The sequence below is a fragment of the Mangrovimonas sp. CR14 genome (assembly GCF_011764015.1).
Taxonomy (GTDB): domain Bacteria; phylum Bacteroidota; class Bacteroidia; order Flavobacteriales; family Flavobacteriaceae; genus Mangrovimonas; species Mangrovimonas futianensis.
Genome location: NZ_JAAFZY010000007.1, coordinates 142267 through 158716 on the forward strand (window position 1 = coordinate 142267; position 16450 = coordinate 158716).

At 36.8% G+C, this 16450-nt stretch carries 11 protein-coding genes; 6 read left to right on the forward strand and 5 right to left on the reverse strand.

The genetic code is table 11. The features are described from left to right. Positions 1–66: 66 nt before the first annotated feature. Complete coding sequence (locus GZ212_RS14240; protein WP_166961627.1) at positions 67–939, reverse strand: helix-turn-helix domain-containing protein; 873 nt, start codon at positions 937–939, stop codon at positions 67–69. A gap of 247 nt (positions 940–1186) precedes the next feature. Here GZ212_RS14240 and GZ212_RS14245 point away from each other — a divergent pair, with 247 nt between their 5' ends. Continuing rightward, positions 1187–2791, forward strand: coding sequence for a glycoside hydrolase family 43 protein (locus tag GZ212_RS14245; RefSeq protein WP_206080456.1), 1605 nt, complete (start codon positions 1187–1189; stop codon positions 2789–2791). A gap of 136 nt (positions 2792–2927) precedes the next feature. Here GZ212_RS14245 and GZ212_RS14250 read toward each other — a convergent pair whose 3' ends face one another. The 4 genes from GZ212_RS14250 to GZ212_RS14265 all read right to left on the reverse strand — a co-directional run bounded on the left by GZ212_RS14250 (position 2928) and on the right by GZ212_RS14265 (position 9215). Continuing rightward, the gene (locus tag GZ212_RS14250) at positions 2928–5282 is read right to left on the reverse strand and encodes a beta-glucosidase (protein WP_166961630.1); all 2355 of its coding nucleotides are present in this window, start codon (positions 5280–5282) and stop codon (positions 2928–2930) included. 26 nt (positions 5283–5308) lie between these two features. After that, on the reverse strand, positions 5309–6202 hold the full coding sequence (locus GZ212_RS14255) for an alpha/beta hydrolase (RefSeq protein WP_166961634.1): 894 nt from the start codon (positions 6200–6202) through the stop codon (positions 5309–5311). Between the two features lie 2 nt (positions 6203–6204). Continuing rightward, entirely contained in the window at positions 6205–6837 is a 633-nt protein-coding gene (locus GZ212_RS14260; RefSeq protein WP_166961637.1) for a glycoside hydrolase family 3 C-terminal domain-containing protein, read from the reverse strand. A 128-nt stretch (positions 6838–6965) separates the two neighbouring features. Continuing rightward, a complete protein-coding gene (locus GZ212_RS14265; protein ID WP_166961640.1) occupies positions 6966–9215 on the reverse strand; it encodes a TonB-dependent receptor in 2250 nt (749 codons plus the stop codon). A gap of 446 nt (positions 9216–9661) precedes the next feature. On the opposite strand from GZ212_RS14265, the gene GZ212_RS14270 reads away from it, so the two are divergent. The 5 genes from GZ212_RS14270 (at position 9662) to GZ212_RS14290 (ending at position 16444) form a co-directional block, all read left to right on the forward strand. Beyond that, a complete protein-coding gene (locus tag GZ212_RS14270) occupies positions 9662–10414 on the forward strand; it encodes an NUDIX domain-containing protein (protein ID WP_166961643.1) in 753 nt (250 codons plus the stop codon). A 185-nt stretch (positions 10415–10599) separates the two neighbouring features. Continuing rightward, positions 10600–11430 carry a cyclase family protein gene (locus tag GZ212_RS14275; RefSeq protein ID WP_166961646.1) on the forward strand — a complete coding sequence of 277 codons (831 nt, stop codon included), beginning with the start codon at positions 10600–10602 and terminating at the stop codon, positions 11428–11430. Positions 11431–11583: 153 nt separating this feature from the next. Beyond that, a complete protein-coding gene (locus GZ212_RS14280) occupies positions 11584–13083 on the forward strand; it encodes an alpha-L-fucosidase (protein WP_166961650.1) in 1500 nt (499 codons plus the stop codon). Between the two features lie 5 nt (positions 13084–13088). Beyond that, positions 13089–14951 (forward strand): glycoside hydrolase family 35 protein, encoded by a 1863-nt coding sequence (locus GZ212_RS14285; protein ID WP_166961653.1) that lies wholly within the window; start codon positions 13089–13091, stop codon positions 14949–14951. 2 nt (positions 14952–14953) lie between these two features. Then, entirely contained in the window at positions 14954–16444 is a 1491-nt protein-coding gene (locus GZ212_RS14290; protein ID WP_166961656.1) for an alpha-L-fucosidase, read from the forward strand. Positions 16445–16450: the final 6 nt, after the last annotated feature.

Consider the following 16450-nt stretch of genomic DNA (forward strand, 5'->3'; position numbering starts at 1 on the left):
CTTTTATATTTTTTTGATGAGGCAAAATTAGATAAGCAAGGAAGGCTTTAGATTATAAAAATGATCCTAATACTTATAAATTTGGGACAAGGATTCTTTTAACTCACTTGGAGTCTCTTTAAGTTTGGCATAAACAAACTTGTTTAAGGCAGATGGCGAATCGAAACCCAATTCAAAGGCAATTTCTTTATGGTTCTTTCCAGAGAACAGGAGCAAACGTTTTATTTCTGTAAGAATACGTTCGTGAATAATATTTAATGCCGTATTGCCTGTTTTACTTTTACAAATTTCATTGAGTTTTTTTGAGGTGATCTGCAATTCATCTTTGTAATAAGCCACCGTTCGTTTTGATTTAAAATTCGCTTCAATTAAGGTTTTAAATCGTGCAAAAACATCAAGTTGATCAGGTGCTTGAAAACCTTGGTAATTTTGATGAGCAGCCTCAATAATTTCAAGCAGCATAATTTTTATATAAAACCGAATCTGCTCTTTTTTTATGGGTGATAAATTTTGAAACAACTCGAGAATTTGGATGGCATAGTTGTTAATTTTTGAAAACTCACCAGCATCCAAAATAACATGATTTAACTTATTCATCAAATCGTTATTATAGGAAATAAGCTCATTCTTTAATAAATCTGAGCAGAACAAAACCTCATCAAATTGTACGACAATCCCTTTGGCATTTTTAGTCAGTTCAAACGCATTAATTTGATGTGGAAACACTACCGAAATCTGATTATTTAACAACTGTAAACTTTGGTGCTCTATGTGTTGCTTTACTTCCCCTTCTTGCACAAGAATGACTTGAAAATAATCACTTCTATGTAGTTGTTCATCCTTTTTGACATCATCATTTAAACTGTAAACATTAAAAGAAAGACAGGGTGATTTTTTTTGATCAAAATATTCCTTGAGAGTATAATTCGCAATTTCCATTTACATCATAAATTTTAAGACGGCAAAGTTATGAAGAATTAATAGGTTCATCTCCAACAATTCCATTTATTAAATGCTCTGATACGATCATTTTCAGTCCATTCCATATGACATGATTCAAGAAGATATGTCCGAATTTTTACACACTATTTTAGTATCTTTAACATCACCTTTTAAACACATAAAAATCATGCTTTTTAATGTGCTTATCCTCAACATTATCTGATATAAAGAAGACAATTAGAACATGCTAAAATCAAAACAAATTGCCCTGATCATGATGGTTTTAATGACCTGGGTTTCTTTACCAGCTCAAAACGCACCAACAACTTTTGAAAACCCCATTTTACCTGGATACCATCCAGATCCCTCCATTTGCCGAGTTGGAGATGATTATTATTTGGTTAATTCTACGTTTGTATGGTTTCCGGGACTCCCCATTTATCACAGTAAAGATTTAGTTAATTGGGAACTTATAGGTCATGCCATTGACCGACCAGACCAAATGGATTTTGATGGCTTACCCGATATGCTCGGATTGTTTGCCCCAACCATTAGATATCATGAAGGGACCTTTTACATTATTAATACCTGTGTAGGCTGTGGGATGAACTTCTATTTAACAGCAAAGAATCCGGCAGGTCCTTGGTCTGACCCCAATTGGTTACCAGAAGCCGATGGTATTGACCCTTCTATTATGTGGGATGATGATGGCACTTGTTACTACACGGGTGTTGTAGGTGCTGAAAAACCGGAATGGAAAGACCAGGGTGTTATTTACAATCAAGTTTTGGACTTGGAACAAAAGAAATTGGTTGGTGAGCGTCATAATGCTACTTATGGACATGCCAACAATGCTTCTTATTCCGAAGGACCGCATTTATATAAAATAAACGGCAAATATTTATTGATGATTTCAGAAGGAGGCACGGGTGTTTACCATGCCCTTACAGTACACCATAGTGACTCGGTATTTGGGCCTTACACCACAGATTATATTAACCCCGTATTAAGCCACCGTCAATTTGGTTTGGATTATCCCGTTCATGCCATAGGACATGGCGATTTGGTACAAACCCAAAATGGAGATTGGTGGTGTGTTATGTTGGGAAAGCGACGCATTAATCGCTTAACAACACTTGCAAGAGAAACCTTTTTAGCTAAAGTAGAATTTGACGATCAGACTCCCGTTTTTAATCCGGGAGAGGGCAAAGTACTTATGACTCAAACTCGTCCAGATTTACCATGGACTCCATTTGAAAAGAAACCAGCTAAAGACGAATTTAATGGTGATAAACTGAATTTAAAATGGTGTACCATACGTACTCCAAAAAAGCCTTTTTATCAAGTAAACCAAGGAGCCCTTCATTTAAATTTACAAAAAGAGGTCATGGACAGTTTGGTACATTCCGCCACAGTCGTGCAACGTATCGAACACCATAATTTTGAAGCTAGCACCAAAATGTCATTTAAAACATCAAAAAACAATGAACAAGCAGGCCTAACTATATACCGAACCAATGAAAACCATTTTAACCTGTTAAAGGATAAAAACTCTTTGGTTTTGATTAAGGCCTTTAAAGGCGAACAAAAAGAAATAGCTAGAGTTCCTTATAAAAATAAAGACGTTTATTTTCATGTTGAAGGACATGGATTGGACATTCAATTTAGTTATGGCGAAAGCTTAGATGCTTTAAAACCTATCGGAGACAAACAAAACTTGATAGTCATTGCCGATTTACAAGGTAATGCCATGTTTAATGGTCCTGGAATAGGAATGTATGCTACCAGCAATGGGAAAGACTCAAAAAATCAAGCGGTTTTTGAATGGTTTTATTATGACGAGAAATAAAAGTTAATAGATAGAATACTTCTAGATGAAAAAAAGCACAGAAACTAAGTTCTGTGCTTTTTTAATTAAAATCAGCTATTAATCGATGCTATTCACATCAATACGGTAAGATGCATTTATTAAAATGCATTAAATTTTAATTTTTCAAAGTCGACATTTCTACATCCAAATCGAAAGTATTGTTCACTTTTTCCGCAGTAATGTCACTGAGTATTAGAAATTCTTTCTTTGCTTTAATATCTTCTGAAGAAGCCCCCACTTTTACCGTGTAAGTTCCTTTTTCTGCAATCCAAGCGCTTTGTTCATCAACAAACGAAGCCAAATCCTTAGCTTTTAAAATGAATTTCAAAGTTTCGCTTTTACCCGGTTTCAAGGTTTTAGTTTTTCCAAAGGCTTTTAATTCCTCTAAAGGTTTATCCACCAAATTAGCTGGAGCGCTTACATAAACCTGAACGACCTCTTTACCTTCCATGTTACCCGTGTTAGTCACTTTCACAGAAACTTCTATTTGATCGTTAAACGTAGTTTGGTTCAATTTGATATCGCCGTATTCAAATGAAGTATAGGATTTACCGTAACCAAAACTATAGGATATTTCAACATCAAAAGTATTGAAGTACCGGTACCCCACATATATACCTTCTTTGTAATATACATCGGTTGGTTTTTCAACAGGAACGCCTAACCAATTCGCTGCAGAGGCATGGTGATTATAATCGATAGGGAATGTCATCGTCAACTTACCACTTGGGTTTACTACACCACTAAAGACATCAGCTACAGAGTTTCCTCCTTCTTGCCCTGGTTGCCAAGCTAGTAAAATAGCATCTACTTTATCTTTCCAAGAAGCGGTTTCAATAACGCCTCCAATATTCAAAATCACGACCACTTTTTTACCTTCTGCATGAAATGCTTTGCTAACAGTATTAATCAATTTTACTTCGTCTTGACCTAAATAGAAATCATCATCAATTTTTCTATCAAATTGCTCTCCAGAATTTCTACCTAAGGTAATGACTGCTATCGCAGACGATTTTGCTTTTGAAGCAACCAAATCTGTATTTAGCAACATTTCTGGCAAACGTTTGTTATCTGCTAATAAACCAACTGCTTCCCGCCGCTTGTTTTCGTTTTCTACCGCTTTGGCTACAAATGGCTCATATAAATCTTGTAACTCTTTATCAACTGTATAACCAGCGTTGTTTAATCCTTCTAAAAGGGAAATGCTATAAGCCTCATTCACATCACCACTACCTGTTCCACCAGCAATGAAGCTGTAAGAATGGTCTCCAAACACGGCAATGGTTTCTGATTTTTTGGTGAACGGAAGTGCATTATTGTCATTTTTCAGCAAGACCATTCCTTCCGCAGCAGCTTTTCTTGCCACCTCGGCATGTGCTTTTAAATCTGGCTTGTTGCTGTATTTGTACTTATTAGTCGTTGGCGTTTTTTGAAGGTACTCTAAAATACGTCTTAAACTTGCATTTACAGCGGCTTCATTTATGGTTCCGTCTTCAATGGCTTTTGCCAAAACTTCACGTTGCGCTTCAGTTCCCGGCATCAACAAGTCGTTACCAGCATTTATTTGTGCAACTACATCACTTACAGACCCTTCTTCCAAAATCGATTCAAATCCAGGATAACCACCAAACCAGTCAGTCATGACCAATCCTTTATAACCCCATTCTTCCCTTAAAATAGTGGTCAATAAATCGTTACTAGCAGATGCATAATTTCCGTTTATTTTATTGTAGGCAGTCATTACTGTCCAAGGCTCTGATTCTTTAATTGCAATCTCAAAACCTCTTAAATAAATTTCACGCATCGCACGTTCAGTGATATGTGCATTAACCGCCAAACGGTTTGTTTCTTGATTATTGGCCGCAAAGTGCTTAATCGAAGTACCTACATTATTTGACTGAATCCCCTGAATGTAAGCACTAGCAATTTTACCAGCTACTAAAGGATCTTCAGAATAGTATTCAAAGTTTCTACCGTTTAATGGGTTCCTGTGAATGTTTAAAGCAGGTGCCAGTAAAACATCAACTCCATACTCCTTCACTTCTTCTCCCATGGCTTTACCTACAGATTTGATCAAATCAATATTCCATGTAGATGCAAGTGAAGTTCCTACTGGAAATGCCGTAGCATAAAAAGTATTTGGATTATTTTGTCTTTTTGGTTGAATGCGCAATCCTGCAGGACCATCAGCAAAAACAGTTTCTGGTATTCCTAACCTATCTATTTTATCATTTCCGCCTGCTTGCCCCAACACACGCACATCAGGTTCCCCTTCTAAAGGCACTAACCCTGCATATCCCGGCATTCCAGGTCCAACTAGCAATATTGCTTTTTCTTCTGGCGTCATTCCTTCAATCAACTTATCTATGGAAGCTTTTCCAAATTGTGGTGCTTTTTGAGCACTTAACAATTGTAAACCTCCAAAGACAGCCATTAAAAACACACCTATTCTCAGTCTTTTAATTTTCATGATTCTCATTTTTATCAAATAATATGTTATAGAAATTTGAATTGCTGTAACCAATCTTCAAACCTCTTGTTCCAAGTATCTACAGGAAGCCCTTGCTTACCCATTCCAAATCCATGTCCTCCATTGGCATACATATGCAACTCTACTGGATAGCCACCCGACAACCATTTGTTGTACAGTAAAATGCTACTTGGAGCCAGACCTAATTGGTCATCGGTAGCTGCACAAATGAACAAGGGTATTTTTTCTGCCGGAAGATCTCTACTCAACAATTCCTGCGAAGCTCCTCCATAAATGGATGCCGCAAAATTAGGACGTGTTTCCTTTTCAGAACTTTTCAACACACTCTGCATAATGACCATTGCACCAGCAGAAAAACCGATAACTCCTACTTTTTCAGGGTCAATACGGTAAGCTTTAGCTTGTGAACGAACATGACCTATCGCTTTTCTGATGTCATTTCCTGCTAACTCTTGCACCATGGCTGTACGTTTGTTAAACTCGTCCCTTTTCGTTAAGTTATCCATCATTTCACGAGCAGGATCTTTGGTTTTAGTTTCCAATAAACGGTACTTTAAAACAAAAGCTGTGATGCCTTTTGCGGCTAATTCTTTCGCTAAAATTGTACCTTCCCTATTAATCGACAAGCTTTGAAAACCGCCTCCAGGCGCAATAATTATTGAAGTCCCATTACCTTTTCCAGCTTCTGGTTTGAACACCAACATTTCGGGTGATGTGACATTGTAAACAACTTCAGTTCCGAATAAATCAGAATACATCTCCGCTTCCTTCCAGTCCCATTCTTCAGACCCTGGAGCCACCCCATCGTATAATTTAACAACTTGATCTTGCGCCTTTAAAGCGTAATTTGCAGCCACAAGACAAAGCAATAACACCCACTTATATTTTTTGTTTCTCATGTTTAATTTATTTTATATTTTATTGTTCTTTCATCAGAGATGACACCCTTCCAATTAAGTCCATATCCAAAATCATAGGAATGCCCTTCTGAATCAGTATGCGGAATCATATCAAACGGAACGTCTTCTTGTTGTGCTTCGACGGTTTCCATATTGGCAGGCATTTGTATCGGCAACAATCCTGATGGATCATTTTTACCAGCAATAATGTCTAAAACCGCTTGATTTGATACTCCAAAATTGAGTACAATACCATCAACCAAACCTTCGAGTTCAGTGAAAATCATTGGTTTGTTAGCCGTTACCGAAACAATTACAGGTTTATCGCCCATGACCATTTTAGTATCTTCAATTGTACGCAAATCCATGATGTTAGAAGCCGTAGTTGTTTTTCCTAAATAGGTACGATCTTTAATTTCTGGATCAATTACAGGGTCGCCCGCAGCAATACTGTGCGCTCTAGCCGTAGTTGCTGTGTAAGAGTTGTATTGTATTGAAATGGGTACATATCCGTTACCGCCATTTTTGCGATCTACTTCACTATAGCTCTTTACAGATTTAATGTCTGCATCCTGAGCAAAAAGCGAAGCGCTTCCCAATAGCAAACAAACTCCTGTAACAATACTTTTTTTCATACCTAAATCTTATTAATAAAAATCAGAAATCAACATGATGAGTATCTGACTCCCACCAGCATTGGCATTTCTAACTTTACATCGCGATTACCAAAACTCATTTATATTTCAAAACTTTTCATTCTATCTTAGAAATTGAAGTTTACTGAAAGTTGGACGGTAAATGGTCTGATGTAAGACCCTGTTAATAATCTTCCGTAATACTGACTTGCATCGTTGATCAACTCAGCACCGTTAATGGTTCCTTTTGCACCTGTTTGGTTTAAGAAGTTAACCACAGTAGCACCAAAACTTACATTATTATTATATTGATAATTGATTCCTCCGAAGTTTTCCCAACGTGGCGCAAAGTACAGGGCGTTGTTAATGTTTGCATATTGCTCACTGAAGTATCTGAAACTTGCCCAAAATCTCCATTTGTCTACTGTGTAACTAGGATCGATTTCCATTAAAACTTTAGAAATCTCCAATACCGTTTTGTCACTATAATCATAGTCTTGACCAAATGCATTAAACGTAAAGTTTTTATAGACCGGGTTTTGAAGTGTAATTAAGTAGTGTAAATTGAAGCCCTTGAACGGGGTAATCATCATATCGGTTGTCCAACCCACCGTTTGAATGTCATAGAAAATCGGTGTTTGCTGAGTTTCTGTATCGTCTGCTGGGTTTACTAAGTTGTATCTCGTTAAGTAGTTATTTTTAGTTAAATAGGTTGCTTGAGACACTAAGCTGAAATATTTAGTATTCCAGAAAACCCCTAATCCTGCTAACGGACTTCTACTTTTTACTACACTTGGTGGAATTGGAGAAGAATAGCTTTCTAACTTACCGTTTTCTTCTGTGTACAAGAAGTTAGCCAACGCTCCAAAATTTTTGGTAATATTATAGTTGGCATTGATGTTTCCTGCAATGTGGAAGAAACTGTGATTTATGTCTGTTAATTCCGCATCTGCTAAGGTAAAACCAACGGAACGCGGTGTTTGCGAATAATCTCCATTTACTAAATGAGATCTTAACATTAACCCGTATTTCACATTAAACCTATCAGAAACTTTCCAGTCATCTGAACCGTATACCGATAATTTGTTTTCAGATCCGTTGAAATATTCAGCACTACTGTTGTAACCGTAGAATCCGTATTCATCTGTTCCCGGCCCTACTAGCAATTGTGGTTGATCTTCCACCGTTTGAAAATACAAGGACCTATTTGAATTATACTTATCAATATTGTAGTATTGCTCTAAAATTCCGAAAGTTACATTGTGATTTTTGATTTGCTTATTGATAGAAAATCTTCCCATAATCGTTGTTGAGGGAATATCACGAGAGTTAAGTGCTATCTGTGTACCTACATTTCCTGAATATGCTTCTCCGGTGCTTTGAATGGTATATCCATCGGCTGCTTCTACATTGAAAATACTCAATGGAATTCCGTATAGCGAATTAGATTTAGCCAAATGTAAACGAGTTGAGTATTTAAAATCCCAACCGTTATCCATTTTATAATTACCAAAAACATCTATGTTATGAGAAGTATTGGTATTGTCTTCACCATCAAAAGCACCGTAATAATAATCACCAGAAACAATATCTTGGAATCTAACACTTCCGCTCCTTAGGAAATATGAATCCCTACCAATCTGAAAACCATCAATTTCCGAAGCTTCACCATTTGGTCCGTACTCAAATACAGCATAATTGGTATTCACATAGGAATCTGCATACTTATAGTAGATGTTGAATTCCCCTTTATCATCTTTAAAATATTTAGTAACTCCTGCTCTGAGTACTTTGGTTTGGTCTACGTATTTATTAAATCCAAGATCGTAAGTAGAAGGATCAAAGTTTACGAAAATTCCAGCAGAATATGTCCATCCATTTTTAGTCATCGGACCAGAAACATTGATATCTCCCTGAAGCCATCCAAAATGGCTTCCAGACAAATTACCTTTTACTTTAAAGTCTTTTGTTCCGTTTTGTGTATAAGAGTTTACGGCAAAACCAAGATCACCCATAGAGCTTGCTAAATCTTCCATCTTTAAAAGACCCGTATTTTTTAAAGAAACACTTTGTCTCCAAGTTTTATTAGGCAACTCTGGCCAGAAATAATAAACTACTGGCAAATCATTTTCAAGAATAGTAATCCCCCCTACAGTAGCAGGCAACCCAATATTGACATCTCGGGGACCAGAATTATTTGCTGCGTTAAGCATAACATTTCTGTCTCCACCTTTAGATTCATTGTCTATTTTACTTACTTGTTTACTAATTGCAACTGAATCCTTCTTCGATAGATTCTGATCCTGAGCAAATACGTTAGCGAAATTCAAATAAAGGCATCCTAACAAGACAAACACTAACTTTCTTACTTTCATCATTATATATTTTAAAATTTTTACAATCATTTAAAAAACACTCCATTACAGAACATTGAAGTTGCGTGTAGAAACCTATAATTATAACATTTACTATTCCCCAATTGAGGATTTCCAAGCCTCATAATTTATAAGACTGAGTTGCTATATGCAATATCGTTTTCGTTATAAAATTCCCATTGTTTCATTCTGAAGCAATATTAGGAAATATTTTTATTGCTTCAAAGAGAAACATTAATTTTTTGTTAATTTTGTGTGATTAAAAATGATAATTTGTAATTATGAAAGCATAGTTTTTATCATATAAGGACATAAGACGGCTTTTTATAGGAATTTGACAATCCCTTTTTTAACATAAAGGCACAAAAGATGAAATTGAAAACACAAAACCTTTTCATTCTATAGACTATTAATCTGTGAAGAATTATTTTTAATCTAAATTTGACGGTATGAAAGAGACTATAAGAGAACAGATTTACAAGGAATCTGAGGTATATTACAAGGACTATCTACCCCACATCTCTATAGATTGTATTGTTTTTGGATTTCATGAAGGCTCATTAAAAGTCCTACTTTTACAATTAATGGATTATGACATCTGGGCGGTACCAGGAGGCTATCTTAAAAAAGATGAGAACATGGATGACGCGGCCCACAGGATATTGCAAGAACGAACTGGAGTGACCGATATCTTTCTAAACCAGTTTAAAACGTTTGGAAAGTATCGAAGAACTGAAGATTTTTTTCAAGATTACGATGATACCCTTTGGCATAAGCAGCGTTTTATTTCAGTGGGGTACTACGCTTTAATTGATTACACATCGGTAACCCCAACCATGGATATTTATTCAAAGGATTGCAGATGGATCGATGTTGACGAGGTTCCATCTTTAATGATGGACCACAGACAAATTTTTGACCAAGCTCTTCTCGAACTTAGAAGAGATCTTAATTATAAACCGTTAGGCCTTAATTTGTTACCTGAAAAATTTACCATGTCAGAACTACAAAAGTTATATGAGATTATTTTAGATAAAGAATTAAACCGTGGTAACTTTTTTAGAAAAATGAAACGTTATGGCATTTTAACTAAACTTGACGAAACAAGGAAAGGTGGTGCCCATAAAGCTCCAGATTTGTATAGTTTCAATTTGGAAATCTATAAAAAAGCCCTAGAAAATGGGTTGCAGGAGAGTTGGTGATTTTATAAGACATAAAAAAATTCCCTCTGAAATCCAACTCAGTGAGATGGAGGTTTTAACGATGTTTTTTAAAATATTTTTGGTAGAAAACACCTATTGAAGGGTAAGAGAAATAGGAATTACTAGAAAACAGAACCAAATTTAAACTAACTTTAAAATTCTGTTTATTAAATCCTTATATACTCATGTTAGCACCTAGATTGATTTTCCTATACTTTCTAACCTTTTTCATTCTAATAGGTTGTAAAGATCATGCCACCAAATCAGAACTCAAGACTCTTGATACCAAAACAGCCAAAAAAATTGTGGATCTCACACATGACTTTTCGCGAGAAACCATTTATTGGGTTACCGCAAAAGAATTTGAACTCGATACCATCTTTGCTGGTCAAACCGATAACGGGTATTTTTACACAGCGAATAATTTTACAACAGCAGAACACGGCGGCACCCATATAGATGCTCCCATTCATTTTGCAAAAGGAAAACAGACCGTTGACCAAATCCCCTTGGAAAACTTGATGGGACCTGCCATCAAAATTGATGTTTCAGATTATGCCCTTAAAAACCCTGATTATCTCGTTTCTATTGATGATTTTAAATCTTGGGAAGCTCAGGAAAACATGCAAATTCCAGATGGAAGCATAATAGTTATCTACACCGATTATGAAAGCTATTACCCTGACAAAAAGAAATATTTAGGGACCGACAAACGTGGGGATGATGCCGTCAAACAACTTCACTTTCCGGGATTATCACCTGAAGCAGCTGCATGGTTGGTAACTGAACGACATATCAAGGCTATCGGACTTGATACAGCTAGTATCGATTACGGTCAGTCCACAACTTTTGATAGTCATGTGACATTATTATCAGCTAATATTCCTGCCTTTGAAAACCTTACTAACCTTAAAGATTTACCTAGTAGGGATTTTGAAATTATTGCATTGCCTATGAAAATAAAAGGTGGCAGCGGTGGTCCACTAAGGATTATCGCCTTGTTAGATTCCAATTAGCAGAAAGTTCATTCAGCAAGGAATAAAACAAGATATATCGTCATTAATCAATTCGTGACATTAAGAAATATCCTTCAAGCTCAATCGGAGTATTTCCTTAAAAATAGTATCTTTAGCCATCTGCTAAAAACACTATAATTACCAAACTAACCGATGAGAGTACTACTTTTCCTGAGTCTTTTTTTATTCAATTTATCAATCATTCAAGCCCAAGCTATTTTAGAAGATGAACGTTATGTTCCAGAAACCGATTCCTTGGTATTAAAAAAACTGGATCAATGGCAGGACCTTAAGTTTGGCCTACTAATGCATTGGGGACCCTACAGTCAGTGGGGAGTTGTTGAATCGTGGTCTATTTGTCCTGAAGATTACGGTTGGTGTGAACGAAAAAAAGGGCAACATCCGGATAATTATTACGAATACAAAAAAGAATATGAAGGCCTAAAAACAACATTCAATCCCGTAAAATTTGATCCAGAGAAATGGGCTCATGCTGCCCAAGAAGCAGGGATGCGCTATATGGTATTTACTACCAAACACCACGATGGTTTCTCGATGTTTGATTCTAAATACACCGATTATAAAGTAACAGACTCAGCTTGTGCCTTTAGCACCAACCCCAAAGCAAATATTACCAAAGAAGTTTTTGAAGCCTTTCGAGATAAAAACCTGTGGGTAGGTGCTTATTTTTCAAAGCCAGATTGGCATCATGAAAACTACTGGTCACCATACTGGCCTCCTCAAGACCGAAACGTGAATTATGATCCAACACTTTACCCTGAAAAGTGGGAAGAATATGTCCAATTCACCCATAATCAATTGATGGAATTACTTACGGACTATGGAGATGTGGACATTATTTGGCTTGATGGCGGCTGGGTCAAAAAAAGAGACCAACAAAATATTGATGAAAACTATGAAGAAAAGTTTTTAGAAAACGAAGCTAAAAACGGGTTCATCAAACATCGCGTTGTTTCCCAAGATATTAGAATGGATGAATTGGTAGAGAAAGCCCGTGAAAAGCAACCTGGTTTGATTGTGGTAGATCGAGCTGTTTATGGAAAAAATCAAAATTATTTGACTCCAGAAAATAGAGTACCAGAAAAAGAACTTCCCTACCCTTGGGAATCCTGTATCATTTCAGGAGGAGGCTGGTCCTATACACCAGATGCCAAATACATGAGTGGTCATGAAGGGGTACAAATGTTAGTGGATATTGTGGCAAAAGGAGGAAATCTGTTGCTCAACATAGCGCCTTCCCCAGAAGGAGAATGGCAAGAAGGTGCCTACCGATTACTTAACGACTATAAGGATTGGATGGCCATAAACAGTGAAGCCATTTACAACAGTCAAACGTTGGCTCCTTACAAAGAAAACAATATTTGCATGACACAGCAGAAGAATGGTACTACCTATTTCTTCTATATGGCGAATGAAGATGAAACCCAAATGCCTTCATCCATTACCATCAATTCGCACCAGCCTATCGAAGGAGCTACGGTCACACTTTTAGGAAGTAAAAAACCTCTTCAATGGGAGAAATTGAGTTCGGGATTTAAAGTATTTATCCCAAAAAACCTACAAAATAAACCTTCTAGTAAATTTGTTTGGACCATTAAGGTTTCACAATTAAAACAAAAACTTTCTCGTTAGGAATTATGATTTTTCAAAAGATACTTAAGTCCGTTTCATTGGTAACCCTTTGCCTTTTCTTAGTTGGATGCCATACGACACCAAACCAAAAAAAGGAATCAGAAACTGTGGAGCAGCCAGACCGGGGTGCAACCTTTGCCTTAGGCCAAAAGGAATTTCTTCTCAACGGAAGTCCTTTTCAAATCATTTCTGGAGAAATTCATTATGCCCGAGTGCCAAAAAAATATTGGCGTCATCGCATACAGATGGCCAAAGCGATGGGATGTAATACCATTGCCTCCTATGTATTTTGGAACTATCACGAAGTAGAAAAGGGTGTTTTTGATTTCACATCAGAAAACCGTGACCTAGAAGCGTTCATTCAGATTGTTAAAGAAGAAGGACTTTACATGCTTTTTAGACCAGGTCCTTATGTTTGCGGTGAATGGGATTTGGGTGGTATTCCCCCTTACCTATTGAGTATCCCAGATATCAAATTGCGATGTAGTGACTCTAGGTATATGGAAGCTGTAGAAAGATATATTAAAACCATATCTCAAATCGCTAAACCTCATCTGGTTACTAATGGAGGACCTATCATCATGCTTCAAATAGAAAATGAATATGGGAGTTATGGCAACGACAGAGCCTACTTAAAAACTATTAAAAACCTGTGGGATAGCCAAGGTATCGATGTGCCATATTATACCTCAGATGGACCAGCCGACTTTGCTTTGGAAGCCGGTACTTTACCTGGTGTGGCAGTTGGGCTTGATCCCGGTGCTAATGAACACAATTTTAATTTGGCGTATGATATGAATCCAGATGTTCCAGTCTTCAGTTCTGAAACTTATCCGGGTTGGTTAACCCATTGGAAAGAAAGCTGGATTAAACACGATACCACTTATTTGCTCAATGAAGTCAAATATTTAATGGATAATAATCTGTCGTTTAACTTCTACGTACTTCACGGCGGCACTAATTTTGGTTTTACGGCTGGCGCCAATTCGGGAGGTACAGGATATGAACCAGATGTTACTAGCTACGATTATGATGCGCCCATTAACGAACAGGGACAACCAACACTTAAATACCACGCCTTAAGAGATTTGATTGCATCTTATAAAAAGGATTCCACAAGCATTTCTCCTATTCCCAAAGAGATTGAAAGCATGACGGTGCCAGAAATAAAGATGGAAGCTTACTCTTCAATTTGGAATGAACTACCCGATCCTAATATTTCTGTTCAACCCAAACCCTTTGAAGCCTACAATCATTATTATGGATTTGCTATCTATAAAACAACTTTGGTGGGACGAAAACATGGGGAGTTAATGATAACAGACCTACATGATTATGCCACATTATTTGTGGATGGAACCCTTATTGGTACTATTGATCGATCAAAAGGAGAAAAGACCATTACCATTCCACAAGTGGAAAATCAAAATCCAGTATTGGAAATTTTGGTTGAAGGAATGGGGCGTATCAATTTTGGTGAAAAGCTAATTGACCGAAAAGGAATTACAGAAAGGGTTTCTTTAGATGGCCGAACATTGATGAATTGGGAAGTCTATTGTTTACCTATGGATACACCTTATCTTACCAATTTAAAAAAGACTGCTAACACATCAAAACCAGGGCTTTTCTTTAAAGGGCAATTCCATTTGGATCAACCTGCCGACACTTATATAGACCTGTCTAATTACCAAAAAGGTATCGTTTGGGTTAATGGTCACAATTTGGGTAGATACTGGAACGTGGGACCTCAATTTACCCTTTATTGCCCAGAACCATTCCTAAAACAAGGAGCTAACGAGATTCTAATTTTCGATTTACACCAACTTGAACCCAAGACAGTAAAAGGTGTCAAAACCCTCAATGACTAATTATGAACTTTTCTAAATTCTTTTATAATTCTGTACTCTATATTACATCTTTCTTTCTTGGCATATTACTAATAAGTTGCCATAACAGTGAAAAATCCCCTGAGGACATCACCCCTAATCAAGTGGTTCCTACACAACTTCAAATGGATTATCAAAAAATGGAGGTCATTGGATTTGTTCATTTCACTACCAATACTTTTACAGGCAAGGAATGGGGCTATGGAGATGAAAAGCCAACTATTTTTAATCCAACTCAGTTGGATACCGAACAATGGGTATTGACTGCTAAGGAAGCTGGAATAAAAGAATTAATATTGACAGCAAAACACCATGATGGCTTTTGCCTTTGGCCTAGTAAGTTTACAGAACACAGCATCAAAAACAGTCCGTATAAAGATGGGAAAGGCGATATTGTAAAGGAGTTTGTCGAAGCCTGTAAAAAACATGGAATGAAAGCTGGCTTATATTTATCTCCCTGGGATAGAAATCATGCATCCTATGGAAAGTCAGAGTATATCGACTATTACAAAAAGCAATTGGAAGAACTTCTATCCGATTATGGAGAAATCAATGAGATTTGGTTTGATGGAGCCAATGGTGGAGATGGTTATTATGGGGGTGCTAATGAGATGAGAAAAATAGATAGCCAATCATATTATCCTTGGAAGAAGATTTTCTCTTTGGCAAAAACTCTTCAACCCCAAATAAAAATATTTTCTGATATGGGTCCTGATGTCCATTGGATTGGAAATGAACAGGGATTTGCTGGTGACCCATTTTGGTCTACCATATCTACGGACAAACTGGTTGTAGGACATTCAGACACTTCTTATTTAAATACTGGAGATCCTGAAGGAAACCAATGGATCGTTGGGCAATGTGATGTTTCCATAAGACCGGGGTGGTTTTACCATCAAGATGAAGACCAATCAATAAAGTCTCCGGAAGAGCTTATGGAAATCTATTATAAATCGGTAGGGCGAAATGCCATCCTGCTTTTAAACATCCCTCCAGACCAAAGGGGATTATTCCATGAAAATGACATTCAAACCCTTAAGTCCTGGAAGCATTTACTGGATACCACTTTTGGGACCAATTTAGCTCAGAATGCCTCCATTTCAGCATCAAATTATCGGGTTAACCATGAAAAATTTAAGCCAAACAATCTTATAGACTCCTACAAAACAAATTATTGGGCCACTGACGATAGCATTCAGAGTGCTGAATTAACTATTAAACTACCACAGAAAACTCGGTTTGATATTATCCAGGTACAAGAACCGATTCAATTTGGTCAACGTATTGAAGAATTTGATATTCAAATTGAAAAAGATGGTTCATGGCAAACCATTTTCAAAGGCACAACCATTGGATATAAAAGAATTGCTAAAGTAGAACCGACTGAAGCTTCTAAAATCAGATTACGCATCTTAAAATCAAACAACACCATAGCCCTTTCAAATATTGAGGTCTATCAATCGGGAACCAAATAAATAGCA

Coding starts and splice junctions, on each gene's coding strand:
- GZ212_RS14240 (WP_166961627.1), bottom strand. CDS start 939: ATGGAAATTGCGAATTATACTCTCAAGGAATATTTTGATCAAAAAAAA.
- GZ212_RS14245 (WP_206080456.1), top strand. CDS start 1,187: ATGCTAAAATCAAAACAAATTGCCCTGATCATGATGGTTTTAATGACC.
- GZ212_RS14250 (WP_166961630.1), bottom strand. CDS start 5,282: ATGAAAATTAAAAGACTGAGAATAGGTGTGTTTTTAATGGCTGTCTTT.
- GZ212_RS14255 (WP_166961634.1), bottom strand. CDS start 6,202: ATGAGAAACAAAAAATATAAGTGGGTGTTATTGCTTTGTCTTGTGGCT.
- GZ212_RS14260 (WP_166961637.1), bottom strand. CDS start 6,837: ATGAAAAAAAGTATTGTTACAGGAGTTTGTTTGCTATTGGGAAGCGCT.
- GZ212_RS14265 (WP_166961640.1), bottom strand. CDS start 9,215: ATGATGAAAGTAAGAAAGTTAGTGTTTGTCTTGTTAGGATGCCTTTAT.
- GZ212_RS14270 (WP_166961643.1), top strand. CDS start 9,662: ATGAAAGAGACTATAAGAGAACAGATTTACAAGGAATCTGAGGTATAT.
- GZ212_RS14275 (WP_166961646.1), top strand. CDS start 10,600: ATGTTAGCACCTAGATTGATTTTCCTATACTTTCTAACCTTTTTCATT.
- GZ212_RS14280 (WP_166961650.1), top strand. CDS start 11,584: ATGAGAGTACTACTTTTCCTGAGTCTTTTTTTATTCAATTTATCAATC.
- GZ212_RS14285 (WP_166961653.1), top strand. CDS start 13,089: ATGATTTTTCAAAAGATACTTAAGTCCGTTTCATTGGTAACCCTTTGC.
- GZ212_RS14290 (WP_166961656.1), top strand. CDS start 14,954: ATGAACTTTTCTAAATTCTTTTATAATTCTGTACTCTATATTACATCT.